Raw genomic sequence first — 19356 nt, 5'->3', positions numbered from 1 at the left:
GGTTAGGAAATGACAGCGTCGATCAGCAGCGACACAGTCGCGCCCCCGGCCGCCTTCGCTTCAGTGGCAACGCCCACGCGCGTATTGCCTTGCGCGGTGATAGTCAGGCGCTTGTTGTCGGCGTCCCAATACAGCGGCACGCCCTGCGCGACCTGATCGGGCGCGTTCACCGGCAGCTCGAACACGCCTTCGCGCTGGAACTCGCCCGATTGACCTGCAGCGACGTTGGTAACGGCAACGGCAAAGATTTTGCCAATGAGTACGGCCTGCCCGGAAACGACTGCTGCGGCAACCGCCAAGGTCAACGTGCTGCCGCGCTGGATAGCGTTTTGCATATGAGATTCCTTTGGTAAAACGAAAATGAGCGGACAGAAGGCGACAGGGCCGCCTCCTTGATTCCCACACGACCGAGCGATTACGGCTTGGCCGACGTCTTGTACAGACCGCGCCAGTCGATCGCCTTCGCGGCGAAAACATGGCGCACCTTGATCTGGACGCCATCCACCTCGAAGCCGTTACGCTGCTCGGTGAAAATCCCCTCTTCGCCTTCGAGGTATGCGTATTCGATCGTGTCCACCAGTCCGGGCGCAGCCGACATGAACCAGTCGAGTCCCTCGATGCGGCCCTCGGTCACAACATCGAGAGTCGTGTTGTAGCTCGGGTTGATCGCTCCAGCCGACGCCGCGACGAAGTTGGTCGACGTGTACTTGTTGGCCGCCAGCTCGTTGTCCGGGCCGACAATCAGGAAGCTCGGCGACAGGTTCAGCTGACGCCCCTTGAGACCCTTTTGCTTGCGCATCGCTGCGCGAGCCGCCGAAAGCGCCACCTCGTCGATATCGGCACCAGCCGCCGCGAGGTTGCCGTGTGCGGCATCGAACAGCGATTTGCCGTCGGCCATCTTCGACGCGCCGAGCAGGATGCCGTACACGATGTCGCTTTCCAGCGCACCGGCCTCTGCTGCCAGCGCAAGCGGAATCCGGCTAAAGGCATCGAGGTCGTCGTTAATCAACGTCTCCCACGTCAACGAGACGATGCCACCGTATTTGCCGAGGGAGTACTTTTCAGCCGACTCGCCAAACGTGACAACCTTGTACTCGCCGCCTTCCTTCACTTGCTTGAGCGCCGACGACTCGGAGAGCTGGGTGCGCGCAATCTGCTTGAAGTCCGGTGCGGTCGACTGGCGGCACCAGCCGGTGAAGGTGCGCGGCTGAAGGTCGTACGCCTGACGCAGTGAGCGGTTCACCGTGTTACCCAGGATCTCGGGGAAATCACTGGTGCCGGACATGCCGCGCTCGAGATTGAGCGCCATGAGCGCCACCTCGCGTTGGCTCATGCCCCGCGTGCTACCGCCTGCCGCTTCGATGCAGTCTCGCGCCATGTCCATCAAGCGCAAGCCACGATACTGACGCGCCGCCTCAATGCGCTCTGCACCGAGTTGCGCTCGCGGATCGGAGCGCAGCGTGATCGCATCGGCCATTGCGGCGCGACGCTGCTCGGTTTCATCGCGCAGCGTTTCGATTTGCGCCGCCGTGCGAGTCGGATTGGCCGCGCTGCGCGCATGCATTTCGCGCAACACCGCCAGGCCAGCGCTCGCGCCGGTCATGTCGCGCTGAGCGATCAGGCCGTCAGCAAATGCGGTATCGAGACCGCCCATTCGAACCGCTTCGCGGATCTCCTGCTGACGTTGTGCCTCAGCCGTGGCACCCGCCTGACGTGCTTCGTCAAGCGCACGCTGGTTCACTGTCGGCGCGGCCGAGGGCGATACGGCCTGCGGTTGAGCCGCCGAGTTCGTGGTTTCTTCGCCATTCATATGGGTTCCTTTCCGTGATTGAGTGCCAGCGGCTGCCAGCGGTTGAACAACTTCGGTAAATGCGCACGCGAACGTGCGCTGTGATTTCTCGGGGCCAGCTCGACCGTCTGCGGAACGTGTCATGGCGCCCGCGTCGGCCGGAATCGGCACCATCGAAAGTTCGTAGGGCTCCCAGTCGACCGCTCGGTAAGTCCAGAGACCACCGTCCGTTTCCGGCGCGATCATCTCAATGGCATACGTCGCATAGCCGACCGAAACGCTACGCACGATGCCGTCTGCGACATCTTGGAAATACGGCTCGACGTCCGGACGGCGGCTAAAGCGCACAGTCGCGGCGCCCTCGCCGCCGTCGATATCCGCGCTCGTAATCACGCCGAGTACGCTGCTGAGATTCCAACTGGAGTGTGTGTTGAGCAAATTGGCAGCGCCGGATTGCAAGCGCCCCATGCGCACGTGCGCCGGATCGAGACTCAGCTCCTCGAGATACCAGCGTTCGCGCCACCAGTCGTAGCGCTTGACCGGCGCCCCCGTTGTCCATACGAGATCCACCGAGCGCGCCTCGACGTTGACCGTGCCGACAGATGCCGAACGGCCTAGCAACGGCATGTCGTGCTGCGATCGCTGCCCCGACTGCACTTGCGGAGTAGTGTTTTGAGTCGTCATAGTCGGAAATGAAAAAGCCCCGCAGGCTCTCGCCAAACGGGGCTGGTTATCAGGGATGCGGCTCTATTTATCGAGCAGCTTTGCAACGTCTTCCGGGCTTAACAGGCGCTCGCTGACAGCGGCATCTGAGTCGACAACGATGCCGAGGGCGCGCAACTTCTCCCTCTCGGCCTTGATCTCGGCAAAGACCTTGTCCGGGTCGTCGCCGCGCTCACGAATCGCCTCCGAGATTGACTGGAAGCCACCACGCGCCAGCTCTTTGATTGCCATCGCATCCTTAAGCGGATCAACCCACGGCAGGCGCGGCGCGGTCCAAGTGAATTTGTTCACGGCTGCGCGCTGCGCACCCGCAAGCTTGGCCGTCACCTGAAAGCGCTGCGCAATCGGATTGAGCACCATCGGCACGAACGCGAGCCACTGCTCGGCCGCGATCGCCTGGCGAAACTCTACGAGCAGCGATCGCCCTGCGCTGTAGTTCACCCGCGAACCGTCCCCCGTCAATTGTTCGTACGTAACGCCAGCACCTGCGGCCACGGCAAACAGCTGCGTGGTCGTGTAATCGCCATAGCCACCACTCGCAGCAGGAGAGCCAAAATCGACAGACTCAGCGTTCGATAGGTATTTGATCATCCCCGGTGCGACGCGCTCCTGCCGTTGCTTGCCTGCGTCAACGCCGTCGGTGCTGCGCATCGTGCCAAGCGCCTGCTGATCGTTGTCGGTGCTGACGAATGCAACGAAACACGCCTCGATCTTCTTGCGCACCAACTCGGCCTGCTCGTAATCGGCCAGATCACGCAATCGCAGCAGCGAAACGCCCAGCTCGGGCATGCCACGCACCTGCGAAGGCCGACGCTTACGATAGTAGTGAAGGATCTCCGACGCGGGCACGCGCTTGCTTTCGAGACTGTTGATTCGGAAGCTCGCCACATCACCAGGGTGATGCGGGAACAGCCAATAGGCAACGCGCTGCCCAATCAAGTTGAACTCGACGCCCGCGATGACGAAGTTACCCCCGTTGATCGGCCCGTTCCGCGAGTGATCCAAGTGATCAGGCTCGAGGACTTGGATTTGCAACGGCACTGCATAACCATCCTCCGGTAGTCGCTGACGGAATCGAATCAGCACCTCACCACTTTCACGTCGGGTGCGCTGCGCCAGTTCGGTCAGCCCGTTGAAATCAAGCTGACCGTCAGCGTCGCAGTAGGCGCACCAGTCGTCCCAGACTTGTTGCTCCGGTGCCGAGGCGGTGAAGCCGGTGCCCACCGTGTTGGTGACCAGCGCGTCGATCGTCTTTGCCGCGTACTCGTTATTGCGCACCATCTCGCGACAGCGATTTCGCACACGAACGAGTGACGGGCCGATCTCGACGTTGGCGCTACCGCTTCCCGCGTGCCAGCCAGCGGTGCGCCTCCCTACCTTGGCCGCCTCATACGACCGGTGCATATCCAGAACAACGCGAGAATGCTCACGCCGCAAAGCAACCCCGGGGGCGAAGTACTCGATGGTCCGATCAAGCCAGTTTCCACGGCCCGTTTGGTCGATTTCGCTCATATCAGTCTCGCGAGAAAACGGTAAGCGAGCCGGGACCGCGATTGGTCATTGCGGGAGGGTTCAGCAGCCCTTGCGCAACAAGACCGTCGCGCACGAGATTGCGGGCCTGGATCAACTGGTCGATTGACCGGTACTCGATTCGCTTTCCGTCATATGCGACCGAAAGTTCACCCGAGGCAATCGCATCGTCCAGCGCCTGCAATTGTTTCAACGAAAATGCCATATGCGTCCTTGTCAGTTGAGCCAGTTGTCGATGTCGCCCAGCCAATCACCACCATCGGCGAGTGCGGGTTCCTGCGTTGGCTCCGTCGCGGCCGACGCCGACGGCGTTTCCGCATCCGCCACGGCAAGCGCAGGCGCGAATAGGTCCCGAACCTTGGGTTCGACAATGGCCTCGAGCGCGGTCCAATCAGCGTCGGTCATGAGATTGAGCCGCACGCGCGGATGATAGGCACACGCGAGGTTGTAGACCTTCAGGTCGAGTGCTTCGTTACGTGGCCTCAGCTTGTCCCATCGGTCCTTTGACGGGTTGTATGCTTCAGACACCAACTGCTGGAAGTACTCGTCGGACAGCCCCGTCGAAAAGCGCATGCGGTAGGCGCCCTGGTCCGTTGCGTCGGCGTCCGCGATGTATGCCCCGAAAATCCTGTCCTTTGCCGTGTCCGTTCCGACCGGCCACAGCTTCACGCCGTTCTTGTACGTCTTGCCCTTGATCGTTACGTCCTGCGTCGTCGGGCGTCCGATGATCGGCTTGTGCCGCTCTTTCGCCCCCTTGAGAGCGAAAACACCTTCGTGCTGACGCAACCGGCAATAGTCGTACACGTCTTGCGTTCGGCTACCACCCGAGTCGATGCCGCAGACCTGGGCACGCATGGGCACGCCGAACGAGTTTTCGATCGCCTGCGCCCGCAGCTTGTCCAGCTCCTCCCACGGCCCCGGTGTGGCCGGATCGCCGTGGATTACGACGTGGTCGATCGTCCAGTTGACCATTCCGCGCCCCCACCCATCGATGGTGACTTCGAGTCGGTCGTTTTGCGTGTCGACGGCCATCGTCAAGAGCAAACAGCCGAGCGGTATCGTTCGCAGCGCATACGGAATCGCGCGCCGCTTGACCACCTCCCACTCAACCTCGCGGCTGCGATCCTGCCAGCACTCCGCCAGCTCGTTGTTCACGAAAGCGATGAGCTTCTCGACGTCTTTTTGCGCGGCAATCCAGTCGCGGACCAACTCCGGCCACGGCCGCCAGCCCATCGGTGCGTAGAGCGCACTGAGGTGGAAACTCGCCGTCTTGCCATCGCCGGAGGCGGTCGGCATCCAATACGCCCCCTCGAACCCTCTCGTCTTCCAGAGGTGCTCGGGACTACCTACGCCACAGCCGTCGCCCTGGCAGTGATAGACGACCGAATCCGGATCGTCGTCAGCCCACCGCATGTGCTTCCATTCGAAGTATTGCGGATGGCCACAACACGGACAGCGCATGAAGTAACGACGCTGATCGCCCTGCTGATAGAGCTTCGCGATGTGCGAGCGTCCAAGTATGGTCGGCGTGCTGTTCGCAAAGATTTTTGCTCGGCGGCCAAAGTTACTTGTCCGGTTCAAAGCGAGATCAATCGGATTGCCCTGACCGTCAACGTTCAACTCGTATTCGTCAATCTCCTCGAGCAACACATAGCGCACCGTTGTCGACTTGAGTCGTCCGGCACGCGTCGCGCTCACAAGATTCAGCATGCCGCCAGGGAAACGCTTACGCAGCTTCGTCGCTTTGGCGTCCTTTGAGCTGGACTGCCCGATGCGCTTGCGCAGCTCGGGCGTTGATGTCCGCATTGCCTCGAAGCGATCCATCTCCCACTTCTCGGCGTCATCCTTCGTCGCGAAGACGGCGAGGATGTTGCCCGCCGCACTCGTGATCGAACGTCCGATGAAGTTCTCGCCGAGCGCGGACCCACCCAACTGGTGGCCCTTTTGCAGCCCGACCAGCTTTACGAAACGGTTGCTGAATGGCCGCTCGTCGTCGTGGGCGGAACGCGTAACGTGGCTCTCGATGCCGGAGAGCGCGTCCATGATGCCGACAAGGTACGGCGTGCGTTCGTTTCGCCACTGCCCCGGCTCTGGACTGTCGGGAGGCAGGATGCGGTGCTTCGCCGCCCATGCTGCGATACCGATTTGCTCGTCCGGCTGGATCGCGTCGACCAGCGTTCGCAAAAACTTGTCAGTCGCCCCCATCGCTGTCGTCGTCCTCGGACTCGCTCAGAATGGCGTCCGCATTGATCGAGTGAAGAGCGTTAGCGAGTTCCTCCTCGAGCCGCAGTTGGATACGGCTCGGCTCGGTCTCTGCCGCGAACTCATCCATCACCCGAACTGAGATGTTCATGATCGCGTCACGCACCGTGCGCAACGCAGTAAATGCCAGACGCTGCGCCTCACTCACAGGGATGAGGTTGCCTCGCATCTGATCGAGCTCGAGTTGCTCGCGCTCGTGCCGCGTTTTTTCGCGCGCAGCTCGAGCGGTGCGGTACTCGCGCTGGATCGCATCCTCTTTCGCGCCAGCCGACGACGGCGGCGGTGGCGGTGGCTCACCTGTCGAGGTGGGCATATCGTCGAGATCGGCGTCGATGTCATCGTCGGCCGCTGGCATCGCGCCAGCCGGAACGTCGCTATGCCGGGAAAGATCGGAAAACGACTTACGGCCTTCGTCGGTATTGCGCCGCCATGCCGCCGCCGCAACGTCCGAGTCGATCTTTCCGTTCTCGTTGAGAGCGATGCGCCGCGATGCGATCGCTTTCTGCACTGCGCGGAGCGTGACGCCCATGTGCAGAGCGAACTTGCGTTGGCTCATCTCAGACATGGCGACGACCCTGAAAGTGTGAAAGTGACTACCTGACTACCCGGTGACTACCCTGAAAAAACTTGGCGACAACGCGCGCGACGTGGTTCGAATTACCCGCATCGGGCAAGGCCCCGGGAGGACCCGGCCAAAGCATGCCTTGACCCTGCCTCGTGCTTTTGTTGAATGCTATCGAACAACTAATTCAATAGCATTTCATTATCGCGCCGTCGCTATCGCGTAGGCCGCCGCCGCCCGCATCTCATCGGGCAACGTCTCGTTGATGACTTCTTGCACCAATCCGTAGAACTGGAAGCGCATCTGGTAATGCGGCTGTCGCGCGAAGATCAAGATCGGCCGAATCGCCGAGCCGTGCGCGAACTGTCGAGCCTCATACACCCCCGGCTTCAGATGCCCACCAGGTCGAGCCACGAAGTAGCGCGCAGCCGGTATCGCCTTACCGCGTCGCCGCTTTCTGGATCTCGCCGTCTCGTTCTGCGAAGTGTCTGCGGACGCCTTGAGTTGCGAGAGGATGCGCTGATACTGCCCGCGCGAAACGTTGCCGTACGCATCAAGCTGCGCGCCCTGCCCCGGCATAACAAACTGGTCCGACGACATCAACCCCGCGTATTGCAAGCGCATCTCGACGCGCTTGCGTGACCGCGTGCCGCCATACACCTGAGGCGGTAGGTACTTCGTGGCCGGTGTGCCCTTGTACGTGTCGTCCTTGAACCAGACTCGAGCTTCGAGATTCCGTTTCGTTGCAGGCTGAGTGCGCAGCGCATTCAGCGTGTACGGCGTGGGCCGGTCGAACACCGTGCGCATCTGGTAGAGCAACACGGCTTTTGCCGCATTGATCGTCCGATTCAACGCCATCGACGCAGCGAACGGGAATTGCCGCCCGAGCTGATCGCGCATCGACGCAGCGATCTGGTCAGCGTTCGTCACAAATGCGTTGCTGGTCATGGCGGGCGAATGGCGGCGGAAAACAAAAAGCCCGCGAGGCGTTGACCTGGCGGGCTGTGGCTGCAAGTGCTGCGCCCCGTACATTCTGGAGACGCAGGCTTCGCAAAGCGTAGCTGAAATGTACGAGTATCCGCGCCTGTTTTCAAGGGTCCGAGGGGTAGCTGTTCTGGAAGCTCATGATTTGAAAAGAGAAAACGGTGTCAATTCGCGTGCAGTTTTGTGCAGTTTCTAGGCCCGCGCCATCGGCTTTAGAACAGCAGCATGCGGCGGCACCGCCTCCCGAGGATTCTCGATGCAGTACTGAACGCCGTTGTGCAACATCTGCCGCAGCTTTCGGTAATGCCCCTCGCTGACTCGTGCCCGCTGCGCGGCATCCGACACCGTCAACGCCCATACGTACTCGAGCAGCGCGATATCCTGCAACTGGCGCGATTGCTTGCGGACCGCATCGTCGGTCTGCGAACACTCAAGCTCTTGCACCGGGACGTAGACCGGTGGCATGGCCCGGTCGCTTGGGTCGATGGTCAAACTACTGCTGCCGTACCCCATTCGCCCCTGCATCTCCACCCAACGCCCCCACGAAATAAGCCGCTCCCGCACCCGCTCGTGTGGGTCACGCCGTCCACCGCGCTCACGCGGGATTGCCAATCGAGTCATGCCCTCTCCTCGTTATCAATCGTGTCTCGGTAGTGCGGCATGCACCACCAGTGCCCACCGTGTTTCATCGCGCCGGGCCTTGAGCAACGCTCGCCTGTTGCGCTGACGTGGCAACAGCCGCCATCGGCATGAGTGGCCGCCGGTAGTGCTGCCACCTTGCCCGCCGCAACGACTGTCGACGCCTCACGGCGAATCACCAACTGGTCCCACTGATCGCGCAACTTCCCTGGCGACAGTATGTTTCTTCGCCAAAACGCGTCGCGGTTCGCCCAATCGAAAAGCGCCGCAATCTCTCGACGTGAGTGGTTATCGCGCTCTCGCATCAGACGCACATCGCGCGCCCACGACTCCATGTCGGGCTGACGGTGCTTCGGATGCATGCCGAGAATGCGCGCGAAAATCCACTCTGCCAGTCGCAAGTCCTCCGCCGCGTCGTCAACGACCATTCCCCCATCAAAGGAAAGGTCATTTCTCGTCCCATCGCCAGATGGGACAAGAGAGGTTTTATTACTAACATCTGATAGTGGAGTATTAGTGTCCGTGCCACGGACCTGATCCCCCCCAAAATCCCTCTCGGGCATACCCTCGCCCGAATCGTCAAGTCCGTCCTGCGGACCTTGCTCGGCATTACGTCCGTGATACGGACCTAACCCATTGGCGGCGGCTTTAGAATCAAGCATTTGCGTGTCGTCACGTCCGTGCGACGGACTTTGTAACAGTCCCGCTACCTCAGCGACGTGCACACGCACAACTCCATCGGGCACAGCCAAACGATAGTGATTCTGCGCCCATTGCTCACCGGGCTGCCTTCGCCGCCACTTCTCGAGCCAGCCCGCTTTAACAGCGGCATCGAGGTACTTGCACACTGAGCTTCGCGACAAACCAGTTTCCTCGACCAAGCGCTCGATCGACGGCCACGCTATCTCGTCGGCGACGTTCATGTAGCAACCGATCGTGTGCAAAATGAGGCGGGAGTGCGGGTGCAAATCGCTTTTCTGCATCGCCTTGCGCCAATTAAAGAAGTTCGGCAAAGCCGTCATAGATAACCTCGTTACGTTGAGCCTTGCGGCTCACTCGAGAAATCCTCGAATCTTGTTACGTCACCACGCCACGCCAGTCGGATGGTGGCCCGCGCGCCGTTGCGCTGTTTCTCAACGATCAACTCGGCGCTCCCCTTGTCCATCGTGTCGGGGTTGTAGACCTCATCGCGATACAGGAACCAGATCTGATCGGCGTCCTGCTCGATGGCGCCGCAGTCCTTGATGTCGGACATTACCGGCCGTTTGTTGGCACGCTTCTCGACTTCGCGATTCACCTGGGCCAGCGCGATCACCGGTACGCGCTCGTCCATCGCAAGTTTTTTCAATGCTCGTGAAACCTGCGCGAGGTCGGCCGCGCGGTTAGCCGTGGGCGACTCGATATCCATCAGTTGCAGGTAGTCCACGACGATCAGCCCGAGTTGCTTCTCACCCACCATCCGCTTGAGCTTCCGCACCGCAGCGCGAAGCGAGGTCGGCGTGACCGTCGACTCCTGCTTGACGTAGATCGGGATGTCGTTGAGGTGCATTGCGCCATGCGTCAGGCGTGGCCAGTCTTCGTCGCGCATTCGACCTGCCCGAAGTCGGTTCTGACTGAGCTTCGAAGCTGACGCGAGCAGGCGCATCGCCAACGCGAAGCCACCCATCTCCATTGATGCAACCGCGACGGTCCTACCCAGCGTGGTAGCAACGTATTCGGCAATGTTCATCGAAAGCGCCGTCTTGCCCATCGCGGGACGTGCGCCGATGACAACGAAGTCGGTGTCCATCAGTCCCGACGTCAGTTCATCTAGCGCTGTAAAGCCCGTCGCAAGGCCCACGATCCCGGACTTATCCTCGCGGTGATACATGTCATCGACGTGCTGCACCACTTCGGCCAAGTACGGCGTAATCGGCTGAAATCCATCGTTTGCGCGTTGAGCGTTATCGGTTAGCGACAGCAGTTCGGCCTGCGCCTGGTCGATGACATCGGCAGCTTCACGGCCGCCCGTTTTGTATGCCATCTCCAGAGCTTTATTGGCCGACCGAGCCAGCCCGCGCAGCATCGCGCGATCGCGAACAATCTCCGCGTATCGCACGATGTTCGCAGCGCTGGGCGTGTTGGAGGCCAGTTCATTCAGATAGGCGAGCGGCCGCTCGATCTTGACGCCGGTGTCCTGTAGTCGCTGAAACACCGTGATAACGTCTGCGTGCTTTCCGATGGATAGCAACGCCTCGATTGCGCGGTAGATCGCGGCGTGCTCGGAGATGTAGAAGTCGTTTGCAGAGATGGTGTCGCAGACGCGGTCGTATGCCTCGTTGTCGAGTAGCAGCGCACCGATTACGGATTGCTCAGCCTCTTGGGCAAAGATCGGCCTCTTCGCGGCGACGGGATCGCGCGTTCCCATTAATGCTCCCGGTATTCCGGCGCTGATCAGCGCGCGGCAAAGTGTTCAAGATCAGCTACAACGGCATCGATGTCGGCCCGGCCGTCGTACACGCCCACTAGGTGGCCGTGCACAGTCGAGCGGCGAAGTTCACAAGCGCATCGCGCCGTCGACGTGCGCAGCGCCACTGCCTCCCCTTTCACGACAAACACTGCGAAGGGTTCACGGGCGCGGTAGAGCACGCCGTCGATCACGCGCACCGCTCGTTGCATTGCCCGCTTTCCGAGCGTCGGCTTCGGCATCAGTCCCCCACGCAGCAGTTCGGTCGGCCGGAAGCGGCCATATCGCTCTGATGTCGAGCGGTCACGTTCGCACGCCACAGCGACACCGCGCGAAGACATTCCTGAAACAGTTTCTCGATTTCACCGTGCTCGCTGCAGTCGATCACACCGTCGTTCCGAATCGACTCACTGACCTTCTCAGCGACTGCGCCAATCCGTCCGATGGCATCGCCGAGCGCCGTTGCGAGTTGCCCCTGATCACCAGCATCTTCAATAACCGGCATCTGGAAGGCCACGCGGCCTAGACGCCATTCCGCTGCATCGAACGCCAACGATGCCTCGCGCACGCGCGCAGCGACGCACAACTCTGTGATCTCGGTAGCCTCCTCGAACGTCACGTGATGCGTATCGATATCGGGCCGGAGTTTGTTTCGCAGCACATTGACTGACTTCCCCATGCGCTGCGCGAGTGCCTCAATGCCACCGGGGTACGCGCGCGCGATCAGGTAAAGGGCGTCATGCTGGTTAATTTCGTTGTAGCGACGGGTCACGGTTAACGCTCCTCATTTTTGCCGTGTTTACTTTTGGGGTGCGCCGATACCATTGAGACAGTCAACGCTCAATGGAACTGACATGCACCGTAAGCCGAAACAATTGCGACGCCTTTCACCTCTCGAGCGCACCCGCATTGCTCGCCTCATACGCGCTCGACCGCGCGGCCGCGTGGCTGGTGAGCAAGCTCAGGCCAGAACTCAACCCAATCGTCTGGGCGAAGATCAAATCGAGTGACATGGCGAGAAGACTCCCGCTCGATTGCGACGCACAGCGCCGCACCCAAGGCTTGGCGAGCACTTAGAGCCTTTCGGAGATACCCGACGGAGGTGCGGCAGGCCGCGCAAAACTGTGCTTGCTCGGCTGCCGAGAGGGAATTTAGGTAAGCGCGCAGTTTGTCCATGCGCCGAATAATTACCGTTTAGTAATTTTCTGTCAATACCATTCAGTGATTCACCTTATGGTACTCGTCCCCGATAATCGCGCGATGGATATCCAAGCGACCCGCAGACAGCGCCTCCGCCTGCTCATCAACGAGCATTACGGGGGCGTTCAGGCAAAGTTTTTAGATGCCACCGGCATGAACCAAGGCGAACTCTCGTCTTTGTTGCGCGACAAATCGTTCGGCGAACGAAAGGCCCGCAAGATCGAAGCACTTGCGGGAATTGCGGCCGGATGGTTAGACTCTCTCCCATCGAACGAGAAAACTAACGAAAGCGGCCCGGGCCATCCGGTACCCCTCACTTATGCCGTCGATCTCACCAAGTTCCGCGAGATCCCCGTGATAGGCAAAGCGCAGGGCGGTCTCCCTGACCGCATTTGGACAGATGGGGACTATCCAGTTGGGGTAACTGATCAATACGGCATCCTAGCCAGCACCGACCCACAGGCATTTTTGGTTCCAGTCGTGCAGGACTCGATGGCTCCGCGCTATAACCCCGGCGAGTTCGCACTGATCGAACCGGGTACCGAACCGGACTTAGAGGACTGCGTCTTGGTTCGACTCAAGTCCGGCGAAACGATGCTGAAGCGCCTGCTCTCCAGACGAGACGGCATTTTGAGATTCGGCAGCTACAACCGGCCAGAAACTCTCACATACCGCGACGAGGAAGTGGCGTGGATGTACTACGCTGCGCATCCTGTACCTGCTCGCAAAATCAAGACACGCATGTAATCTCTTGCGGCCCTTCTCTCGGGCCGCAGCCCCCGCTCCAACCCCATCAAGCGCCCCCCCCGCCTCACAACTAAAAATTACTAAAAACTAATGTTTTTGAATACCGTTAGGTAAATTCAATCCTATACATTACTTTTTGGTATTGCTCTAAAAATTACTGCAAAGTAATATTCCTCCAACTCGCATCACAACCTGAGTTGGAGGAACTAAATGGAACTGCACCAGTACTCTGCAGCGTATCTCCCTGCTGGCACGGCGCATCTCAATGCGAAGCCGCTCACGGACGTCGTCCAGGCCGCAAATGCGCTGGACGCACGGACGCAGATCTGCGCAAAGTATCCCGCCGCAACCGTTGTCGACATTTTCCGCGTCGAGGGCTGACCTACGATGCGCGCCATTCTTTCTCGACTCGAAGCGATCCATCCGGACATCCCACTTTGGATAGGAGCGATCTTCTTCACCGTGATCGCCCCTGGCCTGGCCGGTTACGCCGCTCCGCCGTTTGAGTTCTTGGCAGGGCTGGTCAAATGAATCGCCGCGACCCGCTCTCTATTAGCAACGCCATCGCAGGGCCATTCCGCGCACGCCGCCTGGGATTGCTTCGTCGCGTCTGGCGCTGGCTCGCTGAGGTCTGACATGGACAGGACCGCGAAAGTCACCCGCGACGAGCTGTTGCGCACTTGCGCGCTGTTTCGGGTCACAACGCCGCTCGAACAGGCTGGCCAACACCTGCTGGCGACTCTCGAGGTCCTGACCCGAATCCGCATCGAACGCGAGCAGCGCCCGCTCCCTCACCACCCCGTCGACTTCAAGCGCCTCGCCGCTGGCGACATCGACGACTAACCCGCCATCCAATGAAAACGAAGCCAACCAACAAGGTCGGGCTTGGGCGTGATCGCGCTCCCACCACTACGACTCAAGTGCGGCCGATCCACGGGACGCCGCACACGCGCTACATCGTGCGCGCCGGTGACGCCATCGTGCTCGATACGATCAGCGCACCGAGTACATATGACTGTGAGTGCGCTGCCCGCGTTAGCATCCTCGCCGACAAGGCCAGTGCAGCTATCGGCCGTCGCCGCCCCCGCGTACTCAATGGTGCCGCACGCGCAGCGCGAGGTGCGGCATGACTGCGCTGATCATTCAGTTCTACATCTTCGTCACGTCCGTCACGGCGGTCTACTTCCTGACCAGCAAGCCCGCGCACGCACGATGGGGATCGCTGATCGGCCTGTGCGGCCAACCCGCTTGGTTCTACGTGACCATCAAAGCCGAGACGTGGGGCATCTTCGCGCTCAGCGCCTGGTTCTTCTTTTGTTATTACCGCGGCGTCGCGCGCGGCTTCTTCCCCCTTCACAAGCAGTAATCGCTCCGGAGACTTTCATGTTCACCGAATTGCACGCGCTCGCGCAGCGCACCAGCCTGACCATCGCAGTGACCGCCGAAGGCGAGCATCTGCGTGTGCACGTCCTGCCCACCCCCACTAAGGAAGGCACGCCCGTGCACCCACTTTCGTTGATCGGCACACCGGAAGAGCTCGACGAGCAATTCCCGGAAGCCGTGGCGATCTACGAGCCGGGCGCTCTTTCGTTGCTCGACCAGGCTCGCGCCGCCGCGCATGCCAATGCGAAAGGCAATGACGCCGAGACGCCTGCCGCCACAAATAAGCCCAAGAGCACGCGCGGCCAGAAAAGGCGCGGTCCCACCAATGACACGCCGCCCACGAACGAGAGCGCGCAGGGTGCCGCGCCGACCGACACGAATGGCGAAGCATCCGGCGAGAGCGCAGCATCCTCCGCCGCAACGCCGAACGCCCCCAGTGACGCAGACGACTTGCTCGGCAACGAGGCGCTCGACCTGATGTAACAGCCACTCACCGAGGAGATTCCCGCCATGAAAACCGAAGCGCTCCACCGCGAGTTTCGTTACAACAGCGTCAAACTCGCAGATCCGGCCCCTGCGTTCAGCATTCAGCAGGTTCGCGATTTCTACGCAAACACGTATCCGGAAATCGTAAACGCGGATATCGAAGGGCCGGAAATGTCCGGCAGCAAGCAGGTCTACACGTTCCGCCGCGCAGTGGGTACGAAAGGCTGCATTTCGATCAGCACAAAAGCTGCACGCCTCAAGACACTCGCCGAGGAAGGCGACGTGCCCGAGCGCGAGCACGCATTTATCGGGAAGCTAAACCGCGCCCTCAATAGCGGACAGGTTGTCGCGATCGCCGACCGCGATCTGCGACGCATCCATCGCCTTTATGACGAACATGCCGGGGTGAAGGCATGAAGCTCATTGACCTGCACGCTGCAATTCGCGGCGGCTCACTTAATCGAGCTACCAGCACGCGCGTGTCAGCGCGACATATCAACTCGCCTTTGGTACGGGGCATTGAGCGCGTCATCCGCCAGTCGGCTCTTGGCGACCAGCGGCGCCCGTCGCCGCCCTCCGCGAGCGTGGGGTTGCTGCCATGAGAGCCCTTGCGATTCCACGCGCAAGCGCTATCGCGCCGCTCTATCAGCTCGCTGGAGACGCCGACTACACCGCAGCGCTGGCCATGACGCTACTCGACGCCGGACTCATTGGTGACGAGTGCGTTCGCGGCAAACCTCCGCGATCGTTCGCGGAGGTTTGCAGGCGCGCAATCGCGCCCACGTTCGCGACAGCCACCACCGGTCTGCGCACGTTTGACTGGCATCTGCATGTCTTGGCAGGAACCGAACTCTATGCGCCCGACGACGCCACGGCATTCTTCTGCATGATGCGACCGGATACCGTTGATCAGTGGCCGGTGATCGAAATCGGCGCACGCATTATGGAACTCGAATCGACGCTGCCGGGCCTGGGGCAAACCGCCCTCGCCTTGCTCTACGACGCGCTCGATTGCCTACCGGCCGTCTATACCCCCAGAACCGCGCTCTGGAGCGCGGAATATGTGCACTGGTATGGCGAGCGAGATGAAGAGCTTGCGGTCGAGGAAATGCTCGGATGGATGACGCCCGAGGAAGCCAAGGACGCGACGGTTGATGTGTTCCGCCGCGCCGAATTCTTCTCTGGCATACCCGAGTGGGCGACTTTCCCTGAAAGAGTTCTGACGAAGCGGGACATCCAAGAGGCCGCTAAACGCGACGGATATGCCGCAGCCGTCATCGCTTCGTGCGACGCAATAAGCGCTCTCGCGCAGCATTCGGCGTACTTCCCGTCTGTCGCAAACGACGCTCAGTGTGAGTTGGTCGGCGCATCCGCCCTTATTCGATGGCACAGCGACGACGCAGTTCTCCGTCTCTGGGATGACCACGCCAACACAGCCATTCAGGGCGAGCACGTGGACGCGTGCACAGCAGTCGCTATACCCGTTAAGGGAAACGACTTGCGGGCGTGGCTCGAAGGTCTCCCGCGCATGGGCGAACTCGCGCGACGGGTCGAAACATTGCTTGACCTGATCGGGGAGCGTACGGCATGAGTCAAGTCACCATCGAAGCAAAGCGCGATGCAACGCTTTTCCCGCGCAGCGCCATCGTCTTGTATACGGACACCGGTCGCGCTCAAGCGTATGCCACGTGCCACCCGATCCACATCGCCGACGATGTCCCACACCTCGGTCCCGGTACCGCACTGACTCACGACGATCTGGCCGACTTCGCAGCAGTGGCGCAGGAGCAAGCGGCCTATGCCGGGTTCGTGCCCGAACGCTTGGTGTTCACGCAGCCGAATTTGATCGCGTGGTGGCGTCCGGCCGAGAAGCGCCATGTCTGGTTCGCCACAGACGATGCGATCGGCGAGCGCGCCGGAATTACGGAGCATCCCCCGCTGCTGTTCGTCGCATCACATCGCGGCTGGCATGTCTTCGCCCTTCGCAAGAATGCTCGCCCGACGCCGGAATCTGCGCTGTTCAATGCGCCCTACTACAACGTCTGGCAAGGCGGAAGGATTTGCACCGGCAGCGCACAAACGCCGAAGGCCGCTACGCCTGAATCGATCAAAGGATTCGAAGACGCGTTTTTCCGCAGCCGCTTCACCCATACCAACCAGCCCAGGCTTATCAAGCGCAAGGGTGGCGCGGCTCAACTTTGGGTCGACCTTCTTGACGGCGCGACCTTTCCGCTGTCGGCCCTCATTCCCGCCGACGAGACGCTGGCCAGCGCAATCCACCGCATCTCCAAAGGAGAGAAATGATGCAACAAATTCTCAACGCATTCGACGTAGCTTCGAAAGACGCACTCAAACAACTCGCGGACGCCCTGACTGAATTCTCCGGTGCCGTGAAGCACGAACTGGAGTCTGCCCGCCCACGTGCGATCGCTGCGAAAGATGACGACGCGCAGATCCAACTCGACGCCGCCCTCTTCGACAGCGCGCCGACGCTGGCCGTGCCGAAGCACGCTCAATTCGAAGCGCTGCAGGAAGTCGGGCACCGCTTCCTCGCTGCCGCCGATGGGATCTTCGTGGAGATTCGTCGCCCGTGGCTCCACCTCATTCGCCAGGTCAGCAAGTTTGCGCCGGACGGCCCGCGCCCGCCTTACGGGACCGTCGAAGGCAAATGCGAAATGGCGTTCGGCCGACTCCCCGCCGCACTGCCGCTCATTGCTGGCTTCGCCATCGAGGCGCGTGACAATCTACCAAATGAGCACGCTGCGTGGATCGTCTGGAATGACCAGTCGCAGTTGCTCGAGTACATGGCATTGCAACCGAGTGAGGTATCCCCGGGCCATATCAAGTACGAGCGCCCGAAGCTCGCGGCGCATTTGTCGCTGGTGGTCGATATCCACAGTCACGGCACCGCACCGGCATATTTCAGCGAGACGGATGACCAGGACGATCTCGGCGAAGTGAAGCTGGCATGTGTCGTCGGCAACCTCGGTGAAGAAGGCAACACGCCGTCGATCGAGATGCGCCTTTGCGCGCTCGGCCTCAACATCCCGATAAAGGTTTCGTCGGCGGACGTGTTCAAGTCGTGGGAGGCAACTCATGTCGCATAAGCCCCTCACCGACAAGCAGCTTCAGCAGGCCGCGCGCATGTTCACGATGGGTGGTGGCACGTACGGTGCAGCCGAGCGCGTCATCGCTCACGTGGCGCAACTAGCCTTCGAAAATGGACTCGCTAAAAGCAGCCCGCAGGCGCTCGCTCTGTGGCAATCGATCGAGACGGCACCAAAGACCGGACACGCGATGTTGCTCGGCTACAAGAACAGCTACGGAAAATGGCAGACCGTTCGCGGCAAATGGATCTCCAAGGAAGAGATCGAGGGGGAGTGGGACCAACCCGAAGACTTCGACGCCGGTTGGTATGAGGCGGCCGTCGAAGCAGACGACGTTCCGAATTGCTGGCCCGTCGCGCCGACGCACTGGATGCTGCTGCCCGCCGCCCCTGGCACTTCCCCCTCACAGACCGCGCAGAGCGGCGAGCGCGCGAAACCTGCGCCGCTTCTCATGAGCGGCTGGCAGCTTCTTGAAGCACTTGACCTGATCGCTCCTGACCGCGACACAGACAGCGACCAGCTCGACGGAGAGATCGCCTTGCAGATGGGCGGCGAAAGCAGTCATAGCGGCGCTGGGCTGTACGCATGGGACGTTGAGTATCCCGAAGAGGGATCGTCGTTCCTCGCCGGTGAAAGCGCCGCAGATAAGACCATCGACGCCACCATTGCAGCCACGCGGCCAGAGAAGGTGCAGGGATGACCAAGCTCGATCAGACCCACATCGCTCCGTCGGCCTATCTGAGCCGTGCTGTGAACGTTCTGCTCATCGGATGTGGCGGCAATGGGTCGCTTATGCTCACCGGCCTCGGCCGACTGAATCACGCACTGACGGCGCTTGGTCATCCGGGATTTGATGTCACCGCATACGACGACGATACGGTAAGCGAAGCGAACATGGGGCGCCAGATGTTCAGTCCGGCCGACGTCGGCCTCCATAAGAGCAGCGTACTCGTGCACCGCGTAAATCAGTTTTTCGGACTGAGCTGGCGTGCAGAACCTCGGCGATTTGCATCCAATCAGGACAGCGGGAGTTTCCAACTAACCGGGAAACCCACGATCGCAATCGTCTGCGTGGACAGCTCGGCCGCGCGCGCCAATATCTACCGCTTGCTGGAAGAGAGGAGCTTTCGCGGGTACATCCTTGATTTAGGCAACCGCGCAAGCGACGGCCAGGTGCTACTCGGCCAACTGCCCGTGCGTGACGATCTGCCACCACTGCTCGTCGGTGATGGCATCGAACCGCGCGCGCGACTTCCCGCTCCGCATCGCACGCTCCCCGAACTGGTCGACACCACTGCACCAGCTGACGACGCGCCGAGCTGCGGACTCGCCGAGGCGCTCGAGCGTCAGGAGTTGTTCATCAATCAAGCCGTGGCCACACCAGCGCTCGCCCTGCTCTGGGAGTTCTTCCGATACGGACAGATAACGTGGCGCGGCGCGTTCGTAAACCTCAAGACCGGAAACATGCGCCCTATCGCAATTCCGGCCGGGGAATAGG

The 19356-nt window shown here is 60.9% G+C and carries 26 protein-coding genes; 13 read left to right on the top strand and 13 right to left on the bottom strand.

Annotated features, from left to right (window positions below; translation table 11 throughout):
- Positions 1-2 precede the first annotated feature (2 nt).
- The 13 genes from NTU39_RS05420 to NTU39_RS05360 form a co-directional block, all read right to left on the bottom strand.
- A complete protein-coding gene (locus NTU39_RS05420; RefSeq protein ID WP_257959395.1) occupies positions 3-335 on the bottom strand; it encodes a DUF2190 family protein in 333 nt (110 codons plus the stop codon).
- Between the two features lie 80 nt (positions 336-415).
- Entirely contained in the window at positions 416-2416 is a 2001-nt protein-coding gene (locus NTU39_RS05415) for a prohead protease/major capsid protein fusion protein (RefSeq protein WP_257959394.1), read from the bottom strand.
- A 120-nt stretch (positions 2417-2536) separates the two neighbouring features.
- On the bottom strand, positions 2537-4024 hold the full coding sequence (locus NTU39_RS05410) for a phage portal protein (protein WP_257959393.1): 1488 nt from the start codon (positions 4022-4024) through the stop codon (positions 2537-2539).
- Between the two features lies 1 nt (position 4025).
- Positions 4026-4235: a phage head-tail joining protein gene (locus NTU39_RS05405; protein WP_257959392.1), complete on the bottom strand. Its 210-nt coding sequence runs from the start codon at positions 4233-4235 to the stop codon at positions 4026-4028.
- A gap of 23 nt (positions 4236-4258) precedes the next feature.
- The gene (locus NTU39_RS05400; RefSeq protein WP_257959391.1) at positions 4259-6247 is read right to left on the bottom strand and encodes a phage terminase large subunit family protein; all 1989 of its coding nucleotides are present in this window, start codon (positions 6245-6247) and stop codon (positions 4259-4261) included.
- Positions 6234-6869 (bottom strand): hypothetical protein, encoded by a 636-nt coding sequence (locus NTU39_RS05395; protein WP_257959390.1) that lies wholly within the window; start codon positions 6867-6869, stop codon positions 6234-6236. The genes NTU39_RS05400 and NTU39_RS05395 overlap by 14 nt, the downstream gene beginning before the upstream one ends.
- A 198-nt stretch (positions 6870-7067) precedes the next feature.
- The gene (locus tag NTU39_RS05390; RefSeq protein WP_257959389.1) at positions 7068-7814 is read right to left on the bottom strand and encodes a hypothetical protein; all 747 of its coding nucleotides are present in this window, start codon (positions 7812-7814) and stop codon (positions 7068-7070) included.
- A 228-nt stretch (positions 7815-8042) separates the two neighbouring features.
- Positions 8043-8471, bottom strand: a complete 429-nt coding sequence (locus NTU39_RS05385; protein WP_257959388.1) for a hypothetical protein — start codon at positions 8469-8471, stop codon at positions 8043-8045.
- Positions 8468-9511: a helix-turn-helix domain-containing protein gene (locus tag NTU39_RS05380; protein WP_257959387.1), complete on the bottom strand. Its 1044-nt coding sequence runs from the start codon at positions 9509-9511 to the stop codon at positions 8468-8470. The genes NTU39_RS05385 and NTU39_RS05380 overlap by 4 nt, the downstream gene beginning before the upstream one ends.
- Positions 9512-9522: 11 nt before the next feature.
- On the bottom strand, positions 9523-10896 hold the full coding sequence (gene dnaB, locus NTU39_RS05375) for a replicative DNA helicase (protein WP_257959386.1): 1374 nt from the start codon (positions 10894-10896) through the stop codon (positions 9523-9525).
- Between the two features lie 26 nt (positions 10897-10922).
- The gene (locus NTU39_RS05370; RefSeq protein WP_257959385.1) at positions 10923-11147 is read right to left on the bottom strand and encodes a hypothetical protein; all 225 of its coding nucleotides are present in this window, start codon (positions 11145-11147) and stop codon (positions 10923-10925) included.
- 29 nt (positions 11148-11176) lie between these two features.
- Entirely contained in the window at positions 11177-11707 is a 531-nt protein-coding gene (locus NTU39_RS05365) for a phage regulatory CII family protein (RefSeq protein ID WP_257959384.1), read from the bottom strand.
- A 115-nt stretch (positions 11708-11822) separates the two neighbouring features.
- Positions 11823-11948, bottom strand: a complete 126-nt coding sequence (locus tag NTU39_RS05360; RefSeq protein ID WP_257960155.1) for a hypothetical protein — start codon at positions 11946-11948, stop codon at positions 11823-11825.
- Between the two features lie 247 nt (positions 11949-12195).
- Here NTU39_RS05360 and NTU39_RS05350 point away from each other — a divergent pair, with 247 nt between their 5' ends.
- From NTU39_RS05350 to NTU39_RS05290, 13 genes are all read left to right on the top strand, one after another.
- Complete coding sequence (locus NTU39_RS05350) at positions 12196-12882, top strand: S24 family peptidase (RefSeq protein WP_257959383.1); 687 nt, start codon at positions 12196-12198, stop codon at positions 12880-12882.
- Positions 12883-13092: 210 nt separating this feature from the next.
- Positions 13093-13263, top strand: coding sequence for a hypothetical protein (locus tag NTU39_RS05345; protein ID WP_257959382.1), 171 nt, complete (start codon positions 13093-13095; stop codon positions 13261-13263).
- Between the two features lie 6 nt (positions 13264-13269).
- Positions 13270-13413, top strand: coding sequence for a hypothetical protein (locus NTU39_RS05340; RefSeq protein ID WP_257959381.1), 144 nt, complete (start codon positions 13270-13272; stop codon positions 13411-13413).
- Between the two features lie 105 nt (positions 13414-13518).
- On the top strand, positions 13519-13725 hold the full coding sequence (locus NTU39_RS05335) for a hypothetical protein (protein ID WP_257959380.1): 207 nt from the start codon (positions 13519-13521) through the stop codon (positions 13723-13725).
- Between the two features lie 11 nt (positions 13726-13736).
- The gene (locus tag NTU39_RS05330) at positions 13737-14012 is read left to right on the top strand and encodes a hypothetical protein (protein WP_257959379.1); all 276 of its coding nucleotides are present in this window, start codon (positions 13737-13739) and stop codon (positions 14010-14012) included.
- Positions 14009-14248, top strand: a complete 240-nt coding sequence (locus tag NTU39_RS05325) for a hypothetical protein (RefSeq protein ID WP_257959378.1) — start codon at positions 14009-14011, stop codon at positions 14246-14248. The genes NTU39_RS05330 and NTU39_RS05325 overlap by 4 nt, the downstream gene beginning before the upstream one ends.
- Before the next feature lie 17 nt (positions 14249-14265).
- A complete protein-coding gene (locus tag NTU39_RS05320; protein ID WP_257959377.1) occupies positions 14266-14748 on the top strand; it encodes a PRTRC system protein E in 483 nt (160 codons plus the stop codon).
- 27 nt (positions 14749-14775) lie between these two features.
- The gene (locus NTU39_RS05315) at positions 14776-15168 is read left to right on the top strand and encodes a PRTRC system protein C (protein WP_257959376.1); all 393 of its coding nucleotides are present in this window, start codon (positions 14776-14778) and stop codon (positions 15166-15168) included.
- 181 nt (positions 15169-15349) lie between these two features.
- A complete protein-coding gene (locus tag NTU39_RS05310) occupies positions 15350-16342 on the top strand; it encodes a PRTRC system protein F (RefSeq protein ID WP_257959375.1) in 993 nt (330 codons plus the stop codon).
- A gap of 59 nt (positions 16343-16401) precedes the next feature.
- The gene (locus NTU39_RS05305; RefSeq protein ID WP_257959374.1) at positions 16402-17055 is read left to right on the top strand and encodes a PRTRC system protein B; all 654 of its coding nucleotides are present in this window, start codon (positions 16402-16404) and stop codon (positions 17053-17055) included.
- Complete coding sequence (locus NTU39_RS05300; protein ID WP_257959373.1) at positions 17052-17858, top strand: PRTRC system protein A; 807 nt, start codon at positions 17052-17054, stop codon at positions 17856-17858. The genes NTU39_RS05305 and NTU39_RS05300 overlap by 4 nt, the downstream gene beginning before the upstream one ends.
- On the top strand, positions 17848-18558 hold the full coding sequence (locus NTU39_RS05295; RefSeq protein WP_257959372.1) for a hypothetical protein: 711 nt from the start codon (positions 17848-17850) through the stop codon (positions 18556-18558). The genes NTU39_RS05300 and NTU39_RS05295 overlap by 11 nt, the downstream gene beginning before the upstream one ends.
- A complete protein-coding gene (locus NTU39_RS05290) occupies positions 18555-19355 on the top strand; it encodes a PRTRC system ThiF family protein (protein WP_257959371.1) in 801 nt (266 codons plus the stop codon). The genes NTU39_RS05295 and NTU39_RS05290 overlap by 4 nt, the downstream gene beginning before the upstream one ends.
- Position 19356: the final 1 nt, after the last annotated feature.

Origin of the sequence: Pandoraea commovens, assembly GCF_024704525.1 — a bacterium.
GTDB lineage: Bacteria > Pseudomonadota > Gammaproteobacteria > Burkholderiales > Burkholderiaceae > Pandoraea > Pandoraea commovens.
This window is presented reverse-complemented; position numbering and strand designations above follow the sequence as displayed.